Source organism: Craurococcus roseus, assembly GCF_039523795.1.
Taxonomy (GTDB): Bacteria; Pseudomonadota; Alphaproteobacteria; order Acetobacterales; family Acetobacteraceae; genus Craurococcus; species Craurococcus roseus.
This window is the reverse complement of the sequence record NZ_BAAAFZ010000038.1, coordinates 105,363-125,196: the sequence shown is the minus strand read 5'-3', so window position 1 is coordinate 125,196 and position 19,834 is coordinate 105,363. Positions and strand designations below refer to the sequence as shown.

Sequence of the window (19,834 nt, the reverse complement as noted above, 5' to 3'; positions counted from 1 at the left end):
AACATTCGGCGTCGGCGCCCGGTGGCGCAGCGAACCTCGGACGGGGCAGCACCATGGCCAAACGCATCATCGCAGCCGTCAGCCAGGATCCGGCTGACCCGGTCTACTACTTCGCTGGTTACCACGACCAAGGCGAAAAGAGTGAGTGCCGCTGGACGCTCAGCCGCGACCACGCGCGCTGGTTCGACGCCGACGAGGCGGAGGTGGAAGCCCTGTTGCTGACGCCGGACTACGTCGACTACCGCCTGATGCCGGAGCCGCTGACCGGCTGACGCACCCGCCTCCCCTCGCCTATCGTCGCGGCACGGGCGGGGGCACGGCGGCATGGACGATGATGGTGCGGCGACGGCGGCGACCGGCCCTTTGCGGGGCATCCGAATCCTGGATCTGACCGGGGTCGTGCTCGGCCCCTTTGCCACGCAGACCTTGGGCGACTGGGGCGCGGAAGTCATCAAGGTCGAGCCGCCGGTGGGTGACCTCGTGCGGGCCTCGGGCGTGTCCCGGCACCGTGGCATGGCCTCCGTTTTCCTGGGGGTGAACCGCAACAAGCGCTCCCTTTGCCTCGACCTGAAGGCGCCAGAAGGCGCGGAGGTGCTGCGGCGGCTCCTTCCGCGCATGGACGCGCTCGTCACCAACGTCCGCCCTGCCGGCATGACGCGCCTGGGCTTCGGCTGGGAGGCTTGCGCGGCGTTGAACCCGCGGCTCGTCTACGCTGTCGCCACCGGCTTCGGGCAGGACGGGCCGCACCGGGCGCGACCCGCCTTCGACGAGATCATCCAGGCCGCGAGCGGCTTGGCCGCCGTGGTCGGGGGCGAGGACGGGCCGCCCGCCTTCGTGCCTAGCCTGGTCGCGGACAAGATCACCGGCATGGCGCTGCTCTCCGCCGTGCTCGCCGCCTTGCTGCACCGGGAGCGCACGGGCGAGGGCCAACTCGTGGAGGTGCCGATGCTGGAAACGCTCGCCGCCTTCGTCGGCGTGGAGCACCTGGGCGGCATGGCTTTCGAGCCGCCGGCCGGTCCGCCGGGCTACGAGCGGCTGCGCCAGCGCAAGCCTGTGCGGACCGCGGACGGATGGATCACCCTCCTCCCCTACACCGGCGCGCACTGGCGGGCGTTCTTCACCGCGGCGGGGCGGCCGGAGTTGGTGGAGGCGCTCGGCACGGATGACGCGGCGACGCGCAACGCCAACATCGGCGCGGTCTACGCCGCCGTGGCGGGGATCGCCCGCGCGCGGACCACGGCCGAGTGGCTGGCGCTGTGCGAGCGGCTCGACATCCCGGCCACCGCCTTCACCCGCTTGGAGGATCTGCCGTCGCACCCGCACTTGGACGCCGTGGGCATGTTCCCGGTGTCGGAGCACCCGACCGAGGGCCGGCTGCGCCAGCCGCGGCCGGCGGCGCGCTTCGCCGCGACGCCCGCCTCCGTCCGCCGCCACGCGCCGCGCCTGGGCGAGCACACGGCGGAGGTGCTGGCGGAACTGGGTTACGGGGAGGACGAAGTGCGCGGCCTGGAGACGCGGGGTGTGGTGGTGCTGGCAGGGGCGCCGGCCGGCGACTGACCCGGCGCGGATGGGGGCAGCCGGCACACCGGGTCGGTTGCTCGCGCCACCGCCCCGGAGCACCTTCGGCGGCCAACGCCGCCGGAGAAGGCAGCCCATCCATGCCCGCCGCCGCTCGAGACCGCGCCCTCGCCTTCTGCGCCCGATTCGGGCTGCGCGCGCCGATCCTCCAGGCGCCGATGGCAGGCGCCAGCCCGGCGCCCTTGGCCGCCGCTGTGGCCAACGCGGGCGGGCTCGGCGCGCTGGGGGCGTTGCTGACCGCGCCGGAAGGCATCCGCGATTGGGCGGCGGAGTTCCGGGGCCGCAGCAACGGCGGTTTCCAGATCAACGTGTGGATTCCCGATCCGCCTCCATTGCGGGACGCCGGGCACGAGGCGCGGGTGCGCGCCGTGCTGTCGCGCGTGGGCGGTGGCATCGCCGTGCCCGAGGCGGGCCCCGGCCCATTCCTGCCGGACTTCGGCGCGCAGTTGGACGCCATCCTCGAGGCGGCGCCGCCGGCGGTGTCGTCCATCATGGGCCTGTTCCCGCCGGACTTCGCGGCGGAGTTGAAGGCGCGCGGCATCGCCTGGTTCGCCAATGCCACCACGGCGGCGGAAGCGCGAGCCGCCGAAGCGGCCGGCGCCGACGCCGTGGTGGCGCAAGGCGCCGAGGCGGGCGGGCACCGCGGCTCCTTCGAGCCGGGCGCGGCGGATGCGCAGACGGTCGGGCTGTTCGCGTTGCTGCCGCAGGTGGCGGACGCGGTCTCGGTGCCGGTGATAGCCGCGGGCGGGATCATGGACGGCCGCGGGGTGGCGGCGGCGTTGACCCTGGGCGCCAGCGCGGTGCAGGCCGGCACCGCGTTCCTGCGCTGCCCGGAAGCGGCGGTCCATCCCAGGTGGGCCGAAGCGCTCGCCGGCGCGCGGCCGGAGGACACGGTGCTGACGCGGGCCTTCAGCGGCCGCTTGGCGCGCGGGCTCCGCAACCGGGTGACGGAGGCCTTCGCGGCAGGCAGCGGCGTCGAGGCCGCACCCTACCCGGTGCAGCGGGCGCTGATGGGGGCTGTGCGGGCGGCGGCGGAAAAGGCTGGCGACGCCGGCGCCATGCAGGCCTGGGCGGGCCAGGGCGCCGCCTTGGCGCGCGCGGAGCCGGCGGGCGACGTGGTGCGGCTGCTGTGGGACGGGGCGCAAGCGTTGTCGCCTTGATCTGGCGCGGCGCCCGGCACCGCCGGAGCGGAGCGCCCGTCGACCCGGCAATCCCCGCGGCGCCGCGCGGCCGCCGGGGGCGTGCGTGGGCGTGGGGTCGCCCAGTCCGGTCGGCGTGCCTCGCCCGACGGCTCCCGATCGCGCCTCCGCGCGATCGATGACCGGAAGCGGCGCGCACGCGCCGTCGCACGGGCGGAGGGACGCGCCGCATTCGGCCATCGGCCGGGACGCAGGGCGCGGCCGCGTGCGGCGCTTCCGACCGGAGCGGCGGGGTTCCCCGCCGTCAACCGTCCGCCGTCATCCGCGCCCGCCGCACCACCTCGCCCCAGCGCTCGTGCTCCCGGCGCACGAAGGCGCCGAGGTCGGCGGGCGCGCCGCCCATCGGCTCCACGCCGCTGCGGGCGAAAGCCGCAAGCGTCTCCGGCTCGCGCAGGGCGGCGTTCAGCACGCCGTTGACGCGCGCCACAATCGGCGCCGGCAGGCCGGCCGGGCCGTGCACGGCCCACCAGCCCACGACGTCCACTTGCGGCAGGCCGACCTCGGCCATGCTGGGGACCTCCGGCAACGCCTCGCTGCGGCCGGGGCCGGTGATGCCGAGGCCCAGCATCGCGCCGGCTTCGATGTGCGGGCGCACGAATTGCGTGTGGTAGAACATCGCGTCGATGCGGCCGCCCAGCAGGTCCGTAACGGCGCGTCCGCCGTCGCGGTAGGGCGCGTGCAGCATCTCTATGCCCGTCGCGGTGGTCAGCAGCGCGTGGCCGAGGTGGCCGGTGGTCCCGGTGCCCGGCGAGGCGACCGAAACGGAGCGGGCGCGCGCGAGGTCCAGGAACTCGGCCATCGTACGCGGCCCGAACTGCGGGCGGACCACCAGCAGGATGCGCGTCCGGCTGTGCGCCACGAGGGGTGTGAAGTCGCGCATCGGGTCGTATTGCAGGTCGCGCATGAGGTGCGGGTTGACGGCGTGGGTGCCGATGGCGCTGAGCAGCAGCGTGGCGCCGTCTGGCGGCTGCTGCGCGACGTGCAGCGCGGCGATGGAGCCGCCCGCGCCGGCGCGGTTGTCCACCGGCACCGCGGCGCCGCCCGAACCCCTGGAGAGCTGCGCCGCCACAAGCCGGCCGATGATGTCGGTGCTGGTGCCGGCGGCGAAAGGCACCACCAAGCGGATCGGCCGGTCCGGCCAGCCCGCCTGGGCATGGGCGACGACAGGCGAGGCGAGGCCGCCGGCCGTGGCGGCGATCAGGCTGCGGCGCTTCATGGCGCGGTTCCCTCCCTAGCCGGGGGAGCATCGGACGCCGGGCTATCGGCGCGCAGCCGCCGGCGCCGCGGGCCGCTTCAGCCCAGGGCGAACTTGACCGCGCAGAGCGCCGCGATCAGCCACACCGCGCCGCTCACCTCGCCCGCGCGCCCGGCCACGGCCTTGAGCAGGGCATGGGCGATGAAGCCGAGGCCGATGCCGGTGGCGATGGAGAAGGTGAAGGGCATGGCGAGCGCCGTGACCACCGCCGGCACGTAGTCGGTGGCGTCGTCCCACGGCAGGCCGCGCAGCGCCTGCGCCATCAGGCAGGCGACGAACACCAGCGCTGGCGCGGTGGCGAAGCCCGGCACGGAGGCGGCGAGCGGCGCCAGGAACAGCGCCAGCAGGAACAGCGCCGCGACCACCAGAGCGGTGAGGCCGGTGCGCCCGCCGGCGCCGATGCCGGCCGCGCTCTCGATGTAGCTGACGGTGGTGGACGTGCCGAGCGCGGCGCCGATCACCGCGCCGCCCGAGTCCGCCATCAGCGCGCGGCCGAGGTTCGGCACGGAGCCATCGGGCCGCATGAGGCCGGCGCGGTGCGTGGTGGCGATCAGGGTGCCGGTGTTATCGAGCAAGTCCACGAGGAAAAAGGTGAAGACGATGCCGAGCACGCCGAGTTGCAGGGCGCCGGCGATGTCGAGTTGCAGGAAGGTCGGCGCGAGCGAGGGCGGCAGGCTCACCAGGCCCTTGAAGGTGGTGAGGCCGAACGGGATGCCGAGCGCCGCCGTGGCCAGGATGCCGATGACGATGGCGCCCGGCACCTCGCGCGCCGAGAGTCCGGCGATCAGCACGAAGCCGGCGCAGGCGAGCAGCGTCGCCGGCGCGCCGAGCGGCCCGAGGCCCACCAGCGTCGCCGGATTGGCGACCACGAGGCCCATGGCGCGCAGCCCGATCAGGCCGAGGAAGAAGCCGATGCCGGCGGCGATGCCGAGCTTGAGCGAGAGCGGGATGCCGTTCACCAGCCATTCCCGCACCCGCAGCAGCGACACGGCCAAGAAGAGCAGGCCGGAGAGGAACACCGCGCCGAGAGCCGCCTGCCAGGACACGCCGGCGCCGAGCACCACGGCGAAGGTGAAGTAGGCGTTCAGCCCCATCCCCGGCGCCAGGGCGATGGGCAGGTTGGCGAGCAGGCCCATCAGCGCCGAGCCGATCGCCGCCGCGAGGCAGGTGGCGACGAATGCGGCGCCCGCGTCGATGCCGGCTTGCGCCAGGATCTGCGGGTTGACGGCGAGGATGTACGCCATCGTCAAGAAGGTGGTGGCGCCGGCCAACGCCTCCCGCCGCGCGGTGGTGCCGCGCTCCCGCAGGCCGAAGAACCGCTCCATCGACACCCCCTTCCGGAAAGCCCCGGCCGCCGCCACCGGGGCCGCGGCGCGTATACCCGCGCCGAAACGAAAATCCTGCTGCTTTTCTCGGGTCCATGCCGCAATGTCACAACCTGGAAGATCCGGCGCTCCGCCGGAACCGTTTTGGCGTTGGAGCGGGACATGGGCCCCGGCATGGAGCGCGATCTGGCCGAGAGCCGCGCCCACTTGGCAGAAATCTCGGCCGCGAACGCGGCGCTCCGCCGCGCCAACGCCGACTTGGAAGCCAGCCGCGCCGCCCTTGCGGAAAGCGAGGCGCGGCTGCGGCTCGCGCTCGACGCGGCGCGGATGGCGACCTGGGATTGGGATTTCGTTGGCGATACGACCTGGGGATCGGTCGGGCGCGAAGAGCTTTACGGCCGGCCGCCGGGATCGCTGCGCTCCCGGATGGAGGTGCTGGCGGCGGTGCACCCGGATGACCGCGCCATGGCCGCCGAAACCATTCGCCGCGCGATGGCGCGGTCGCCCGGCGAGGACGAGTTCGACGCGGTGGAGTTCCGCGTGGTCCACCCGGACGGGTCGGTGCGGTGGTTGCGGTCGCAGGGCCGGGTGACGGCGCGAGACCCGGCGACCGGGCGCGCGGTGCACGCCGCCGGCGTGACCTTCGACGTGACCGTGCGCCGGACCGCCGAAACCGCCGCGGCGCGGGCGCTGGCGGAGTTGCGCGCCGTTTACGACACGGTCCCGGTGGGCCTCGCGCTGCTCGACCGCGGCGGCAAGCTCCTGAACCTCAACGCGCGCCTGGCCGCCATGCTCGGGGTGCCGCAGGCGCCGCCTTGCGGCCGGTCGCTGGAGGAGGTGCTGCCCTCCTCGGCGCTGGCGGGGGTGCGGGCCGGGCACCGGCGCGTGGTCGAGACCGGCGTCGCGGCGACCGGGATCGAGTTGGAATGCGCCCCGGACGACGCCGGCGCGCCCCGCCATTGGGTGGCGAGCCTGCAGCCCGTGTTGCCGCATCCGGCGGAGGCCGGCACGGGTGACAGCGGCGGCGTGCCCGCAGTGAGCCTGATGCTGGAGGACGTTACGGAGCGTCGCCGCTCGGAAGCGAGGCGCGACCTCCTGGCGCGTGAGGTGGACCACCGCGCCCGCAACGCCCTCGCCGTGGTGCAGGCCGTGCTGCGCTTGACCCGCGCCGACACCGTGCCTGCCTTCGCCCGCGCCGTCGAAGGCCGCGTAGCCGCCATCGCCCGGGCGCAGGCGATGCTCGCGGACCGGACACGGTCGGGCACGCCGTTGGGGGCGTTGGCGGAGGACACCCTGGCGGCCTTCGCGCAGGGCGGACCGGCCGGGAGGGTGCGGTTCGGCGGGCCGGAGGTCACGCTCGCCGCGGCCGCCGTGCAGCCCGTCTCGATGGCGCTGCACGAGTTGGCCACCAACGCGCTGAAGCACGGGGCGCTCTCGGCGGCGGAGGGGCGGGTCGCGCTCGACTGGGCCCTCGACCGCCCCGCCGGGGTGCTGCGGCTGCGCTGGGCGGAGACGGGCGGCCCCGCCTTGCGGGGCAGGCCGGAGCGGTGCGGCTTCGGCTCGCGCGTGCTCGAAGGGACGATCCGCGACCAGCTCGGCGGCCGGGTGGAGCGGGACTGGCGCGCGGTCGGGCTCGTCTGCGACATCGCCATGCCGGCGGCTCGCGCCGTCGCTCCGTGACGCCCGTCTGCTACAAGCCGTTCCGCCGCAGCTCCGGCCCGAGCCGGCCCGTCGCGGCCAGCCAGGCCAGCCGCAGGTCGCCGAGCAGCGACCAAGCCGGGTGGGTGAAGGTGGCGGGCCGGTTGCGCTCGATGAGCATGTGCGAGACCCAGGCGCAGCCGTAGCCGACCACCGGCGCGAGCAGGACCAGCCACCACGGGCCGGCGAGCAGGCCGGACAGCAGCACCGCCAGCGCGACCCAGGTGCCGCCGACGTGGACCGCCCGCGTCGCGGGTCGCGCGTGCTCGCGGAGATAATGGGGCCAGAACTCCCCGAAGGTGGAGAAGCGCTCGGCGGCCATGCGGGCGATCTTGCGCCCGTCCGGGACCGTCCGCCAAGGCCTTCTTTGCCCGGCCGAGCGGGACGCGGTCGCTGCCTGGGCCCTTTGCTGGCAGGGTGCGGCGCATGGCCGTCCCCCTGCCCCGCGCCTTCTCCCCGCTGCGACATCGCGTGTTCCGCACCCTTTGGCTCGCCACGTTGGCGAGCAACACCGGCATGTGGGTGCAGAACACCGGCGCTGGCTGGCTCATGACCAGCCTCGACCCCTCCCCCTTCATGGTCAGCATGGTGCAGGCCGCGTCCATGCTGCCGGTGTTCCTGCTCGCCCTGCCGGCGGGGGCGCTGGCGGACATCGTGGACCGGCGCCGCTTCCTGATCGGGGCGCAACTCTGGATGCTGCTGATGGCGGCGCTGCTGGCGCTGCTGGCCGCAACGGACGCGCTCGGGCCCTGGGGCCTGCTCGCCATCACCTTCGGCATCGGCGCCGGGACGGCGATCAACTTCCCGGCCTGGGCCGCCACCACGCCGGAGCTGGTGCCGCGCGACGACTTGGTGGGCGCGGTGGCGCTGAACGGCATCGGGTTCAACCTGGCGCGGGCGGTGGGGCCGGCGCTCGGCGGCTTCGCCATCGCGGCGGCGGGACCGGAAGCGGCCTTCGCGCTCAACGCCTTCGCCTTCCTGTTGCTGATCGTGGCGCTGATCGCTTGGCGGCGGCCCCCCGACCGCCGCAACACGCTGCCCAAGGAGCACCTGGTCGGGGCCATGCGCGCCGGTTTGCGCTTCGTGGCCGCAAGCCCGGCCATGCAGGCGGCGATCCTGCGCGCCTGCGCCTTCTTCCTGCCGGCGGCCGCCGTGTGGGGCCTGTTGCCGCTGCTGGTGCGCGGCCAGCTCGGCCTCGGGCCAGAGGCGTTCGGCCTGATGCTGGGGGTGATGGGCGCTTCCGCCGTTGGAGCCGGCTTCGTGCTGCCTTTCCTGCGAGCGCGGATGGACCGGGGAGCGCTGGTGTTCCGCGCCTCGCTCGTGGTCGCGCTGGCAATGGGGCTGCTGGCGCTGTCGGAGCATTGGCTGCCGGCGGCGCTCTCCATGGCGCTCTACGGCGCCGCGTGGATCGCCGCCGGCAGCACCTTGGCCGTGTCGGCGCAGGTGGCGGCGCCGGCCTGGGTGCGGGCGCGGGCGATCGCCATCTACCAGCTCAGCTTTTTCGGCATGATGGCCTTTGGCGCAGCCCTGGCCGGCTGGATCGGCGCGCGGTTCGGGGTGGCACCTGCCCTGGCCGCCGCGTCGCTCGGCGGCATGGCGATCGCCCTCGCGGTTCGGCCCTGGCGGCTCGACCCCGCGGCGGCGCGGGAGGGCGGCGGGGCGGCGGCGGCCGTGCCGGTTCCGGAAGCGCCCGCGGCAGAGCTGGAAAAGCTCCTCGGCGAGCGGTCGGGCCGGGTGCTGGAGGTGGTGCGGTACCGGGTCGACCCCGCGGACCGGGCCGCGTTCCTCGACGCCATGCGGGAGGTGCGGCGGGTGCGGCTGCGCTCCGGCGCCCTCACTTGGCGGTTGTACGAGGACGTCGCGCACCCCGAGCGTTGGGCCGAATTCTGGGCGGTCGGGAACTGGACGGAGCACTTGCGGGAAGCGCAACGCCTCACCGACGACGACCTGGCGGCCCTCGCCCGCGCCGCCGCGCTGCACCGGGCCGAGGCCCCGCCGGAAGCCTCGCGCTACCTCAACGTTCCACCCTGAACCCGAAGGCGCCAACGGGGTTGTCATGGGCCGGGGGCGGCGGCCGCCCCGCCGCGGGTGGCGGGCCGCCGGCGTACCACCATCTCAGTGCCGACGGCCGGCGCGCACCGCCGGCGCATCCAGAAGGGAAAGCGAGGACGACAACCATGGCGAATGAGAACCCCCAGAACATGGCGGCCACCCGCAACGACGTGCCGTCCAACGCCAAGCAGGCGTCCGTCAACATCCTCCAGGGCTGCCTCGTGGACTCGGTGGACCTCTACAACGCGACGCGGCAGGCCCACTGGAACGTCAAGGGACCGCATTTCGGGTCGCTGCACACGCTGTTCGAGGGCTTCTACAACGCCCTCCACACCAGCTCCGACGACTTGGCCGAGCGCATCGTCCAGCTCGGCGGCACGGCCAACGGCACCACGCAGGTGCTCGCCAACCAGACGCGGTTGCAGCCCTATCCGACCGATCTCTACGCCGGCATGGACCATGTGAGGGCCCTGGCCGACCGTTACGCCCAGGTGGCGAAGACGCTGCGCGAGGGCATCGACCAGACGGACGAAGCGGGCGACGCCGACACCGCCGACCTACTCACTGAGCAGTCGCGGGCGATCGACAAGATGCTGTGGATGCTGGAAGCGCACCTCCCCAACGACACGGCGCGCTGACCGGCGCAGGCGCCCCGCCCCGGTTCCTGACCAGCCTCTGAAAAAAGCAGTGGGCGGCGGGGCGACTCGCCGCCCAAGTTGTATACGGGCGCGGCCGAGGCTATCTTTGCGGGTAAATGGGGAACAAGACATGAACGATATGTTCGGTGGCCGCCGTGCCCCCCCGAAGGGCGCGCCCTCCGGATCCGTCAGCGCGCCCGCGTCCTCCTACTCCGCCAAGGACATCGAGGTCCTGGAGGGATTGGAGCCGGTGCGGCGCCGGCCCGGCATGTACATCGGCGGCACCGACGAGAACGCCCTGCACCACTTGGCGGCCGAGATCATCGACAACGCGATGGACGAGGCGGTGGCCGGGCACGCCGACCGGATCGAGGTGTCGCTGGAGCCGGGCAACTGGCTGACCGTGCGCGACAACGGCCGCGGCATTCCGACCGACCCGCACCCGCGCTTCCCCAAGCTCTCGGCGCTGGAGGTGATCTTCACCACCCTGCATTCGGGCGGCAAGTTCTCCGGCAAGGCCTATGAGACCTCGGGCGGCCTGCACGGCGTCGGCTCCTCCGTGGTGAATGCGCTCAGCGAGCGGCTGGAGGTGGAGGTCGCGCGCGACCGCACGCTGTGGACGCAAGCCTTCGGGCGCGGCAAGCCCGCCGGCAAGCTGAGAAACGCCGGTCCGGTCCACAACCGCCGGGGCACCACCGTGCGGTTCCGGCCGGACGCCGAGATCTTCGGCAAGCCGGAGTTCAGCCCCGCGCGGCTCTACCGCATGTGCCGGTCCAAGGCGTACCTGTTCCGCGGCGTCGAGATCCGGTGGTCCTGCGACCCGTCGCTGATCAAAGACGAAACGCCCGCCTCCGCGGTGCTGCACTTCCCCGGGGGTTTGTCCGATTTCCTCTCCTCCGCCATTGAAGGCCGCAGCGGCGTCGTGCCGGCGCCCTTCGCGGGCGAGGCGGAGTTCCCCGACCGGGCCGGGCGTTGCGAGTGGGCGCTGACTTGGCTGGAGCAGGGCGAAGGCTTCCTGTCCACTTACGCCAACACCATCCCGACCCCCCAGGGCGGCACGCACGAGGCCGGGTTGCGGGGCGCGCTGGTCAAAGGCCTGCGCGCCTACGGCGAGCTCAAGAAGGAGAAGCGCGCGGCCAACCTGACCGCCGAGGACCTGTTCGGCGGCATGGCGGGGATGCTCTCGGTTTTCATCCGCGATCCGCAATTCCAGGGCCAGACCAAGGACAAGCTGACCAGCGCCGAGGCGTCCCGCTTGGTGGAAGGCGCGTTGCGCGACCACTTCGACCATTGGCTCGCCGGCGACCCGAGCACCGCGGACAACCTTCTCGCCTGGGCGATCGAGCGCGCGGAAGACCGCATCCGACGCCGCGAGCAGAAAGACACGCCGCGCAAGACCGCCACCCGCAGGCTGCGCCTACCGGGCAAGCTGGCGGACTGCTCGCGCGAGAGCGCCGAGGGCACCGAGATCTTCCTGGTGGAGGGCGACAGCGCCGGCGGCTCCGCCAAGCAGGCGCGCGATCGAGAAACGCAGGCGGTGCTCCCCCTGCGGGGCAAGATCCTCAACGTCGCCAGTGCCTCGGCCGACAAGCTGCGGCAGAACCAGGAGCTGAAGGACCTCATCGAGGCGCTCGGTTGCGGCGCCGGCGAGAAGTTCGAACTCAACCGCCTGCGCTACGGCCGTGTGGTCGTCATGACGGACGCGGACGTGGACGGCGCCCACATCGCGGCGCTGCTGATGACCTTCTTCTACAAGGAGCTGCCGGAGCTCGTGCGCCAGGGCCGTGTGTTCCTGGCGCAGCCTCCGCTGTTCCGCCTACAGGCCGGCGGCAAGTCGGTCTACGCCCGCGACGACGCTGACCGCGAGCGGCTGCTGAAGCGCGAGTTCAAGCCGAACCAGCGGGTGGAGGTCAGCCGCTTCAAGGGCCTCGGCGAGATGCCGCCCGCGTCGCTGAAGGAGACCACCATGGACCCGAAGCGGCGCGTGCTGTTGAAGGTGGTGCTGCCGCCGGAAGAGCGGGCGCGCACCGCTGAACTGATGGAGGCGCTGATGGGCCGGCGTCCGGAGCTGCGCTTCAAATTCATCCAGGAGAACGCCGCCAAGCTCGACGATGCGGAAGTCGACGTCTGACGCCGCAGGGGCGCGCGTGGCGCCTTCGTTCCACGGCCGCGCCCTTGTCGCACCCCCGGGTGGCACGCATGTTCCGCCGCGATGCGGCGGAGCCGCGGTGGCCACTGGAAAGAGCGCGATCGCATGGTGAACACATCCCTGGCGCTGCCGCAGTCGCTCGGCCTCGGCGGCGTTTCGTTGTCTCCGCTGTTGGACGCGGTCGCCGCGGGCGCGCCGCCGATCGCGGTGCTGGCCGACTTCGCGGCGGCGCTGCCGGAGCCGCTGCGCGGCCCGGACGACACCCCCTCCGTGGCGACGGGTGCTTCCGACGCTTCGCGCGCCGAGGCGTTGTCCTACACCACGCTCGCCGCGGTGCCGCGCTTGGTGGACGCGCTTGGGCCGCAGGCCACCGGCATTGTCGTGGGCGGGGAGGCCTTCGCGGTGGCGGAGACCTACGAGGACGCGGTCACCGGCTTCCACGCGGTGCAGCTCCGTTCGCTCTCGGACGGGCGCGCGGTGTTCGCCTTGGACGACACGAATTTCGAGTCCCTGGCCGACGTGGTGGCCGACCTCGACCTCGCGCGGCCGCAGGCCTCTTCCCCCGCCTTCGCCGCCATGGTGGCCGATGCCGAAACCGCGGCGATCGCCGAAGGCAACGAGGTGGCGTTCGTGGGCGCGAGCCTCGGTGGCGCGCTCGCCCAGGTCGCGGGCTACGAGACGGCCGAGGCGGTCCTGGCGGCCGCGACGGGCCACGCGGAAAGGATTGAAGTGTTCGGGGTGGACCCGCTCGGCGGACGGGACGCGGCCGAGTCGCTGAACGGCGGCGCGCTCGACCCGGCGGTGCTGGCATGGCTGGACGCGGTCCACGTCCGTACCGAGGGCGACATCGTGTCGCGCGTCAGCAGCCACCTCGGCGATACCATCACCTTCCAAGCGGTGGACGCGGGGGGCAATCCGGTGGTGCTCACCGCGGACGAGGCGCACGTCAACCTGGAGTCGCTGTTCACCAACCTGTCCAGCGACGCCCTGTTCGCCGCCGGGGAGCGCGGCGACCCGGGAGAGATCGGCGGGCTGGCGCTGCTGGCCAACGCGGTCGGTCCGGGCCTGTCGGACGCCTTCGCCGACGCGGTCCGCGACGGCCTGATCGGCCCGCCCCCGCCGGTGGAGTTGCGGGGCAGCGGCGCCTTCAACCCGACCGGCCGCTTCTTCGACCTCGACGCGGACAGGGACGGCGACGTCGACATCCGGGCGTTGCTGAACGGCGCCACGCCAAGCGCCGATGACTTGCTGATCGCCTGAGGCGCGTCGCAGAAGTGGACGAGCGGCGTTTCATCGGGGAGAGTGACGCCGCCGGGGCCCGACCCCATGAAGCGGAGCCGTGATCACCGGGATGCTAGCGCCGACCGAGCCGACGCTCCGCCGCCGTCGCCAAGGGTTCCGCGGCCCGATGCGGTCCTTGGCTTTGGCCCTGGCGGCCTTCGGCTTGGCCTCGGCGCCGTGGGTTTCGACGCCGGCCGCCGCCGCACGTGCGCCGTCGCGCGCCGCGGCGGTCCCCAACGCCGATCGCGGCGCGGTGGAGGCGGCACGACGGTTCTTGTGCCCGCATGGCGGGACGCCGAGGCGGGGCGGACGCTGCAGGAGCGGCGGCGCGATGGCCGCCGTGGCCGGGGGCGGCGCCGACGCGTCGGTCCGCGGGTGGGACGCCGGCTTGCCGGCTGTCACCCGTCGGCAGGCCCCGTGCCCAGGAGGCACCGTCCAGGCGCGCGTTCTGTTCTGGGACGACACGGTACGCTGCGTACCCCGGTGACAGCGAACCCGTGCGGAAGGCCGCCGCTAGGATCTCAGAAAGCTTGATTTCCGCCGGTTGCAGGCGCATATGCCGCGCGTACCAGGAACGGCGGCTCAGTTGCGCGGGCTCGCCGGGCGTCGGACGTGGCGGGGGATTCCCCCCGGCCGGCAATCCGCCGCCGAGTCCCGGCGAAGGAACCGACCGACGTTGAGCGATACCTCCGACCGGCCTGCCCCCGTGGCGGCCGAGGCCGACCACACCAGCACACCCATTGGCGAGCCGGAAGCCCTGGCCGCGCCTGAGTCGGACATGGCCTCGGCTCCAGCCGAAACGGAAGCGACCGGGGACGGCCGGTTGGATGCCGATCCCGCAAGCCTTTCGGACGTGGAGCCCGAGGCAGACGATCAGGACGAGCCCTCGGCGGATGCGGAGGAAACCGGGCCTCCGCCCGTGACCTTCGCCGATCTCGGTCTGTCGGGGCCCATCCTCCAGGCCGTGGCCGATTCCGGCTACGTCACGCCGACGCCGATCCAGGAGCAGGCCATCCCGGTGGTGCTGATGGGCCGCGACGTGCTCGGCTGCGCCCAGACCGGCACCGGCAAGACCGCCGGCTTCACCCTGCCGATGCTCGACATCCTTGCCAGCGGCAAGGCCAAGGCGCGTATGCCCCGCTCGCTCATCCTGGAGCCGACGCGCGAGCTGGCGCTCCAGGTCGCCGAAAACTTCGTCAAGTACGGCAAGCACCTCAGCCTGACGCACGCGTTGCTGATAGGCGGCGAGAGCATGGACGAGCAGCGGGCGGTGCTGGAGAAGGGCGTGGACGTCCTGATCGCCACGCCGGGCCGGTTGCTGGACCTGTTCGATCGAGGCCGCATCCTGCTGGCCGACGTGAAGGTGCTGGTGATCGACGAGGCGGACAGGATGCTCGACATGGGGTTCATCCCAGATGTCGAACGCATCGTGGGCTTCCTGCCGACGATCCGACAGACCTTGTTTTTCTCCGCCACGATGGCGCCCGAGATCCGGCGCTTGGCCGACGCCTTCCTTTCCAACCCCAAGGAAATCAGCGTCGCGCCGCCGGCGAGCGTCGCAGCCACCATCACCGCGGGCTTGGTCTGGGTTCGGGAGATCGACAAGCGCGAGGCGCTGCGCCGCTTGATCCGAAGCGAAGACGTCCAGAACGCCTTGATCTTTTGCAACCGCAAGGTCGAAGTGGACGTGCTCTACAAGTCGCTCAAAAGGCACGGCTTTTCGGTTGGCGCGCTGCACGGCGACATGGACCAGCCTTCCCGCTTCGCCACGTTGAACAAATTCAAGGTGGGGGATCTGCAACTGCTCGTCTGCTCCGACGTAGCGGCCCGCGGCCTGGACATCGGCGGATTGTCGCACGTTTTCAACTTCGACGTGCCCTTCCACGCCGAGGATTATGTCCACCGCATCGGGCGCACCGGGCGGGCTGGGCGCGAAGGCGCCGCCTTCACCATAGCCACAGCCGACGAAGCGAAGAGCGTGGCGGCGATTGAGGTGCTGACGGGGCGTCCCATCCCGCGCATCGAGGTGGACGGCCTGGACCCGGTCAGCGCCGAGGAACTGGCGGAAGCCGCCGCCCGCCCGCGACGCGGGCGTGGCGGCGGGGCGCGGAGCGGGAGCGCTTCGCGCGGCGGCGGCCGGTCTTCCCGGCCCGAGCGGGACGCGCCTGCGGCGGGAACGGCCGCGCGGGGCGGACGCCGGGCGTCACGGGGGGGCGATGCCGCTCCTGGTGGCGAACCGCGCCCTCGGCGCGAGCGCTCTGCCCGCAAGGCGCCGGAGCGTGCGGCGGCGCCCGCACGGGGCGGCGAGGTTGCTGAAGCTTTGCCCCCTGTGCCGGCAGCTTCCAATGAACGGGCGCCGCGCCGTGACCGGCGGCCGGACGACGCGGCGGCGGCACCGCCGCGGCGGCGGGGCGAACGCGACGATTTGGGGCCGTCCGTGCGGGGTTTCGGCGACGCCGTCCCGGCGTTCATGCTGATCCCGATACCCCGCCCGCGCCGGGAGCCGGCGGCGTCCGATCCAGCGGATACGGAGCAGGCCGCGGCCTGAGCCGACGAACCCCGCGCCGTGCGGGGCGTAATGCATGAGGCCGGAACGGCCGCGCCGGCTCCTACGGTGCGGCGAGGAGGAGCCATGAACGTCGTCAGCCCGAAGAGCAAGAGTGCCGCCGTGTTCAAGTGGGAGGACCCGTTCCTCCTCGAAGAACTCCTCACCGACGAGGAGCGCATGGTGAAAGAGTCGGCGCACCAGTTCTGCCAAGAGCGGCTGATGCCGCGCATCCTTGAGGCGAACCGGCACGAGCGCTTCGACCGCTCCATCATGAACGAGTTCGGCGACATGGGCTTCCTCGGCGCGACCTTGGAAGGCTACGGCTGCGCCGGCGTGTCCTACGTCGCCTACGGGCTGATGGCGCGCGAGGTGGAACGGGTGGACAGCGGCTACCGCTCGGCGTTCAGCGTGCAGTCGAGCCTGGTGATGTACCCGATCCACGCCTTCGGCTCCGAGGAGCAGAAGGAGAAGTTTTTGCCCAAGCTCCGCTCGGGCGAGTTCATCGGTTGTTTCGGCCTGACCGAACCCGACGCCGGCTCCGATCCCTCTTCGATGCGGACGCGCGCGCGCAAGGTGGATGGCGGCTACATGGTGTCCGGCTCCAAGACCTGGATCACCAACGCGCCGATCGCCGACCTCGCCGTGGTGTGGGCCAAGGACGATGAGGGCGTGCTGCGCGGCTTCATCCTCGAGAAAGGCATGAAGGGCCTCACCTTCCCCAAGATTGAGGGCAAGTTCAGCCTGCGCGCCTCCACCACCGGCATGATCATGATGGACGAGGTGTTCGTGCCGGAGGAGAACCGCCTGCCGGGCGTGAAGTCCTTCGCCGGCCCGTTCTCCTGCCTCAACCGCGCGCGTTACGGCATCGCCTGGGGCGTGATGGGCGCCGCCGAGTTCTGCATGCACGCGGCGCGGCAGTACACGCTGGACCGCAAGATGTTCGGCCGGCCGCTGGCGAACACCCAGCTCATTCAGAAAAAGCTCGCGGACATGCAAACCGAGATCGCGCTCGGGCTCAACGCCGCGCTGCGCGTCGGCCGGTTGTTCGACGAAGGCAAGGTCGCGCCGGAGATGATCAGCCTCATCAAGCGCAACAACTGCGGCAAGGCGCTCGACATGGCGCGTGTGTCCCGCGACATGCACGGGGGCAACGGCATCGTGGACGAGTACCACGTGATCCGACACGTTATGAATTTGGAGACGGTGAACACCTACGAGGGCACGCACGACGTGCACGCGCTGATCCTCGGCCGGGCCATCACCGGGCTCAACGCGTTCGGCGCCTGATAGCGGCGGGGCGCGGCAGGCGCCGGCAAGGCAGCGGAGGCCGCACCCATTTGGCCGTTCGGGCCCGAGGACGTGGCGGAGATCGAGCGGGCGATAGGGCAGTCGCTCGCGCCGGCGTTCCTCCTCACCGGCATCTTCTCAGCGCTGAACGTCTTGGCCGGCCGGCTCGGCCGTTTGATCGACCGGGAAAGGGCGATCCGCAACGGCCTTTCCCCGCCGCTGCCGGGCGAGCGGCAGCGGCTGGTGCGGAGGGCTTGGTGCCTGCACCGCGCCATCGGCGCCTGCGTGCTGGCGGCGATGCTGCTCTGCTCGCTCATCGTCGCCTCCTTCGGCGGCGCGTTTCTCGAGTTGCGCGTCGCCTGGGTGCTGGCGGCGCTTCTGATCGCCGCCATGCTCGCCCTCATCGCCGCGCTCGTCCTGTTCCTTGCCGAGGTACGCCTCGCTTCCCGGCACCTGCCGCTCGCCGATGAACCCTGACGCGATGGAACTGGCCGTGACCGCGCTCGGCGCCGCCGGCGATGGACTCGCGCGCATGCCGGACGGCGGCCCGTGCTTCGTGCCGCGCAGCCTGCCGGGAGAGACGCTGGCCGTCCGCGACCTGGGCAAGCGGGGCGGCGGCCGGTTGGCCGAGCCGGAAGCCGTGCTCCGCGCCAGCCCGGACCGCGTCGAGCCGCCGTGCCCGCACTTCGCGGCTTGCGGCGGCTGCGCCCTCCAGCACTGGGCGGACGTGCCCTACGCCGAATGGAAGCACGGCAAGCTGGTCGAAGCGCTGTCGCGCGCCGGCTTCGCGGAAGTCCCAGTGGCTCCCCTCGTCCGCACCCCGCCCCGAGCCCGCCGCCGGGCGGATCTGGCGCTGCGCCGGCGGCCGGACGGCCGTGTGGCTTTGGGTTTCCATGCGCGCGTCGGCAGGACGGTCCTGGACCTCCAAACCTGCGAGGTGCTGGACCCGCGGCTGGTTTCCTTGTTCGGTCCGCTCCGCGACCTGTTGCGCGGGTTGCCCGCCTTGCGGCGGGAAGGGTCGGCGGTGGTGAACCTGCTCGACACCGGGCCGGACTTGCTGCTGCGCACCGACGGCGCGCTGGACGCCCCGGCGCGGGCCAAGCTCGCCGCCTTCGCCGCCGCGCACGGCGTCCCGCGTGTCGCTTGGGCCCTTGGCGATCGGGCCCCGGAGGTCGCGGCCCAGCACGGCCCCGCCGCCATCCGCTTCGGCGGAGCGGCCGTCCACCCTCCCCCAGGCGCCTTTCTGCAAGCGAGTCCGGCCGGTGAGGCCGCGACCCGCGAAGCGGTGCTGGCCGGGTTGCCGGAGCGCCTGCCGGGCCGTGCTGCGATCGCCGAACTCCATGCCGGTGTCGGCACGTTGAGCTTCGCCCTGGCCGAGCGCGCCCGGGTCAACGCCTACGAAGCCTCGGTGGGGGCGGTGGGCGCTCTGGAGGCGGCCGCTGGGCGGGCGGGCGCACGGATCAAGGCGGTGCGCCGCGACCTCGTCCGGCAGCCCCTCTTGCCGGCGGAGCTGAAGCCCTTTGCGGCCGTGGTGCTGGACCCGCCGTTCGGCGGCGCGCCGGAACAGGTGCCTTTGTTGGCGCGGGGGCGCGTGCCGCGCGTGGTCTACGTGTCCTGCAACCCGGCGGCGCTCGCGCAGGACGCGAAGACCTTGAAGGGAGCGGGTTACCGTGTGGTGTCCGCGGTGCCCGTGGACCAGTTCCTGTGGTCGCCCCACCTGGAGGCCGTTGTCGCCTTTGCGCTGTGACAACGGCGCGGATCGTGCGTAGCTTGTGCCTTGGCCGCGCGCGAAGCGGCGCACGACTCGGGAGGGATCGCGAGATCATGGTTTCGGAGCGACGCAGCTTCATCCTAGCCGCGACGACGGCGCTCGCCGCGCCGGCGCTCGTCCGCGGCGCTTCGGCGCAGCAGCAGCAACCGGCGGCGTCGGCCGCAGCCCCGCCGGCCGCGCCGAAATTCCACAAGATGACGGTCGGCTCGCTACCGGTCGCCATTGTGCAGGACGGTTCGAACCGCCGCGCCGATGCGACCCAGGGATTCGTTCCGGGCGTGTCGGCGGAATCGGTGTCCGCCGCGCTCGCCGCGGCCGGGACGCCCGGGCCGGGCCTCGACAACCCTTACAACCAGACGGCCGTGCAGACGCGCGCCGGGCTGGTGCTGCTCGACACGGGCTTCGGCCAGGGCGCGCCGCCTGGCACCGGTCAGATGCCGGCCGCCATGCGGGCCGCGGGCTACGACCCGGCCGCCGTCAGAACCGTGGTGATCTCGCACTTCCATGGCGACCACGTCGGCGGCCTTCTCGCGCCGGACGGGACGCCGGCTTTCCCGAACGCGGCCATCAAGGTGCCGGAAGCCGAGTGGACGTTCTGGAACGACACCGGCGAGGAGGCGCGCGCCTCCGAAGCACGCAAACCCGGTTTCGCCAACGCCCGGCGGCGCTTCGCGCCTTACGCCGACAAGGTGGAACGGTTCCGGCCGGGCGCGGAGGTCGCGCCGGGCGTCACCGCGCTCGACACGCGCGGCCACAGCCCCGGCCACGTGAGCTTCTTGATCGCCGACGGCGCCGCGCAGTGCCTCGTCATCGGCGACGCCATCACCACGCCCGCGCTGTTCATGGCGAATCCCGAGTGGTACCCGATGTTCGACATGGACCCGGCGCAGGCCGTGGAAACCCGCAAGAAGCTGCTGGAGCGTGCGGCGACGGAGCGGATGACGGTGGTGGGCTACCACTTCCCCTTCCCGGCGACCGGCCGGGTGGAGAAGGCGGGTACGGGCTACCGGCTGGTGCCTTCCGGCGCCTGACCTACCGCCACGGCACGGCGGC

General features: G+C 72.8%; 16 protein-coding genes. 13 read left to right on the top strand and 3 right to left on the bottom strand.

Features of this window, described 5'->3' with window-relative positions; genetic code table 11:
* Positions 1-53: 53 nt before the first annotated feature.
* The 3 genes from ABD067_RS13985 (at position 54) to ABD067_RS13975 (ending at position 2,738) form a co-directional block, all read left to right on the top strand.
* Positions 54-272: a hypothetical protein gene (locus ABD067_RS13985; protein ID WP_343895925.1), complete on the top strand. Its 219-nt coding sequence runs from the start codon at positions 54-56 to the stop codon at positions 270-272.
* A gap of 52 nt (positions 273-324) precedes the next feature.
* Positions 325-1,557 (top strand): CaiB/BaiF CoA transferase family protein, encoded by a 1,233-nt coding sequence (locus tag ABD067_RS13980; RefSeq protein WP_343895924.1) that lies wholly within the window; start codon positions 325-327, stop codon positions 1,555-1,557.
* Positions 1,558-1,658: 101 nt separating this feature from the next.
* Positions 1,659-2,738 carry an NAD(P)H-dependent flavin oxidoreductase gene (locus tag ABD067_RS13975; protein ID WP_343895923.1) on the top strand — a complete coding sequence of 360 codons (1,080 nt, stop codon included), beginning with the start codon at positions 1,659-1,661 and terminating at the stop codon, positions 2,736-2,738.
* A 283-nt stretch (positions 2,739-3,021) separates the two neighbouring features.
* Here the strand turns inward: ABD067_RS13975 and ABD067_RS13970 are convergent, their stop codons facing one another.
* On the bottom strand, positions 3,022-3,993 hold the full coding sequence (locus tag ABD067_RS13970; RefSeq protein WP_343895922.1) for a Bug family tripartite tricarboxylate transporter substrate binding protein: 972 nt from the start codon (positions 3,991-3,993) through the stop codon (positions 3,022-3,024).
* A 77-nt stretch (positions 3,994-4,070) separates the two neighbouring features.
* On the bottom strand, positions 4,071-5,357 hold the full coding sequence (locus ABD067_RS13965) for an NCS2 family permease (protein WP_343895921.1): 1,287 nt from the start codon (positions 5,355-5,357) through the stop codon (positions 4,071-4,073).
* A 162-nt stretch (positions 5,358-5,519) separates the two neighbouring features.
* Here ABD067_RS13965 and ABD067_RS13960 point away from each other — a divergent pair, with 162 nt between their 5' ends.
* Positions 5,520-7,037, top strand: coding sequence for an HWE histidine kinase domain-containing protein (locus tag ABD067_RS13960; protein WP_343895920.1), 1,518 nt, complete (start codon positions 5,520-5,522; stop codon positions 7,035-7,037).
* 10 nt (positions 7,038-7,047) lie between these two features.
* Here the strand turns inward: ABD067_RS13960 and ABD067_RS13955 are convergent, their stop codons facing one another.
* On the bottom strand, positions 7,048-7,377 hold the full coding sequence (locus ABD067_RS13955; RefSeq protein ID WP_343895919.1) for a DUF962 domain-containing protein: 330 nt from the start codon (positions 7,375-7,377) through the stop codon (positions 7,048-7,050).
* 104 nt (positions 7,378-7,481) lie between these two features.
* Here ABD067_RS13955 and ABD067_RS13950 point away from each other — a divergent pair, with 104 nt between their 5' ends.
* The 9 genes from ABD067_RS13950 (at position 7,482) to ABD067_RS13910 (ending at position 19,812) form a co-directional block, all read left to right on the top strand.
* Positions 7,482-9,086, top strand: a complete 1,605-nt coding sequence (locus ABD067_RS13950) for an MFS transporter (protein ID WP_343895918.1) — start codon at positions 7,482-7,484, stop codon at positions 9,084-9,086.
* Between the two features lie 146 nt (positions 9,087-9,232).
* Positions 9,233-9,745 (top strand): DNA starvation/stationary phase protection protein Dps, encoded by a 513-nt coding sequence (gene dps / locus ABD067_RS13945; protein WP_343895917.1) that lies wholly within the window; start codon positions 9,233-9,235, stop codon positions 9,743-9,745.
* A gap of 130 nt (positions 9,746-9,875) precedes the next feature.
* Positions 9,876-11,876, top strand: coding sequence for a DNA topoisomerase IV subunit B (gene parE, locus ABD067_RS13940; protein ID WP_343895916.1), 2,001 nt, complete (start codon positions 9,876-9,878; stop codon positions 11,874-11,876).
* A gap of 123 nt (positions 11,877-11,999) precedes the next feature.
* On the top strand, positions 12,000-13,154 hold the full coding sequence (locus tag ABD067_RS13935; protein WP_343895915.1) for an alpha/beta hydrolase family protein: 1,155 nt from the start codon (positions 12,000-12,002) through the stop codon (positions 13,152-13,154).
* Between the two features lie 799 nt (positions 13,155-13,953).
* The gene (locus ABD067_RS13930) at positions 13,954-15,723 is read left to right on the top strand and encodes a DEAD/DEAH box helicase (protein ID WP_343895950.1); all 1,770 of its coding nucleotides are present in this window, start codon (positions 13,954-13,956) and stop codon (positions 15,721-15,723) included.
* Between the two features lie 84 nt (positions 15,724-15,807).
* Positions 15,808-17,010 (top strand): acyl-CoA dehydrogenase, encoded by a 1,203-nt coding sequence (locus tag ABD067_RS13925; protein WP_343895914.1) that lies wholly within the window; start codon positions 15,808-15,810, stop codon positions 17,008-17,010.
* 72 nt (positions 17,011-17,082) lie between these two features.
* On the top strand, positions 17,083-17,487 hold the full coding sequence (locus ABD067_RS13920) for a DUF2721 domain-containing protein (RefSeq protein WP_343895913.1): 405 nt from the start codon (positions 17,083-17,085) through the stop codon (positions 17,485-17,487).
* 4 nt (positions 17,488-17,491) lie between these two features.
* Positions 17,492-18,757 carry a class I SAM-dependent RNA methyltransferase gene (locus tag ABD067_RS13915; protein ID WP_343895912.1) on the top strand — a complete coding sequence of 422 codons (1,266 nt, stop codon included), beginning with the start codon at positions 17,492-17,494 and terminating at the stop codon, positions 18,755-18,757.
* A 77-nt stretch (positions 18,758-18,834) separates the two neighbouring features.
* Positions 18,835-19,812 (top strand): MBL fold metallo-hydrolase, encoded by a 978-nt coding sequence (locus ABD067_RS13910; RefSeq protein WP_343895911.1) that lies wholly within the window; start codon positions 18,835-18,837, stop codon positions 19,810-19,812.
* The last annotated feature ends 22 nt before the right edge of the window (positions 19,813-19,834 follow it).

Coding starts and splice junctions, on each gene's coding strand:
- ABD067_RS13950 (WP_343895918.1), top strand. CDS start 7,482: ATGGCCGTCCCCCTGCCCCGCGCCTTCTCCCCGCTGCGACATCGCGTG.
- ABD067_RS13965 (WP_343895921.1), bottom strand. CDS start 5,357: ATGGAGCGGTTCTTCGGCCTGCGGGAGCGCGGCACCACCGCGCGGCGG.
- ABD067_RS13925 (WP_343895914.1), top strand. CDS start 15,808: ATGAACGTCGTCAGCCCGAAGAGCAAGAGTGCCGCCGTGTTCAAGTGG.
- ABD067_RS13915 (WP_343895912.1), top strand. CDS start 17,492: ATGGAACTGGCCGTGACCGCGCTCGGCGCCGCCGGCGATGGACTCGCG.
- ABD067_RS13975 (WP_343895923.1), top strand. CDS start 1,659: ATGCCCGCCGCCGCTCGAGACCGCGCCCTCGCCTTCTGCGCCCGATTC.
- ABD067_RS13955 (WP_343895919.1), bottom strand. CDS start 7,377: ATGGCCGCCGAGCGCTTCTCCACCTTCGGGGAGTTCTGGCCCCATTAT.
- parE (WP_343895916.1), top strand. CDS start 9,876: ATGAACGATATGTTCGGTGGCCGCCGTGCCCCCCCGAAGGGCGCGCCC.
- ABD067_RS13930 (WP_343895950.1), top strand. CDS start 13,954: ATGGCCTCGGCTCCAGCCGAAACGGAAGCGACCGGGGACGGCCGGTTG.
- dps (WP_343895917.1), top strand. CDS start 9,233: ATGGCGAATGAGAACCCCCAGAACATGGCGGCCACCCGCAACGACGTG.
- ABD067_RS13910 (WP_343895911.1), top strand. CDS start 18,835: ATGGTTTCGGAGCGACGCAGCTTCATCCTAGCCGCGACGACGGCGCTC.
- ABD067_RS13960 (WP_343895920.1), top strand. CDS start 5,520: ATGGGCCCCGGCATGGAGCGCGATCTGGCCGAGAGCCGCGCCCACTTG.
- ABD067_RS13980 (WP_343895924.1), top strand. CDS start 325: ATGGACGATGATGGTGCGGCGACGGCGGCGACCGGCCCTTTGCGGGGC.
- ABD067_RS13935 (WP_343895915.1), top strand. CDS start 12,000: ATGGTGAACACATCCCTGGCGCTGCCGCAGTCGCTCGGCCTCGGCGGC.
- ABD067_RS13985 (WP_343895925.1), top strand. CDS start 54: ATGGCCAAACGCATCATCGCAGCCGTCAGCCAGGATCCGGCTGACCCG.
- ABD067_RS13970 (WP_343895922.1), bottom strand. CDS start 3,993: ATGAAGCGCCGCAGCCTGATCGCCGCCACGGCCGGCGGCCTCGCCTCG.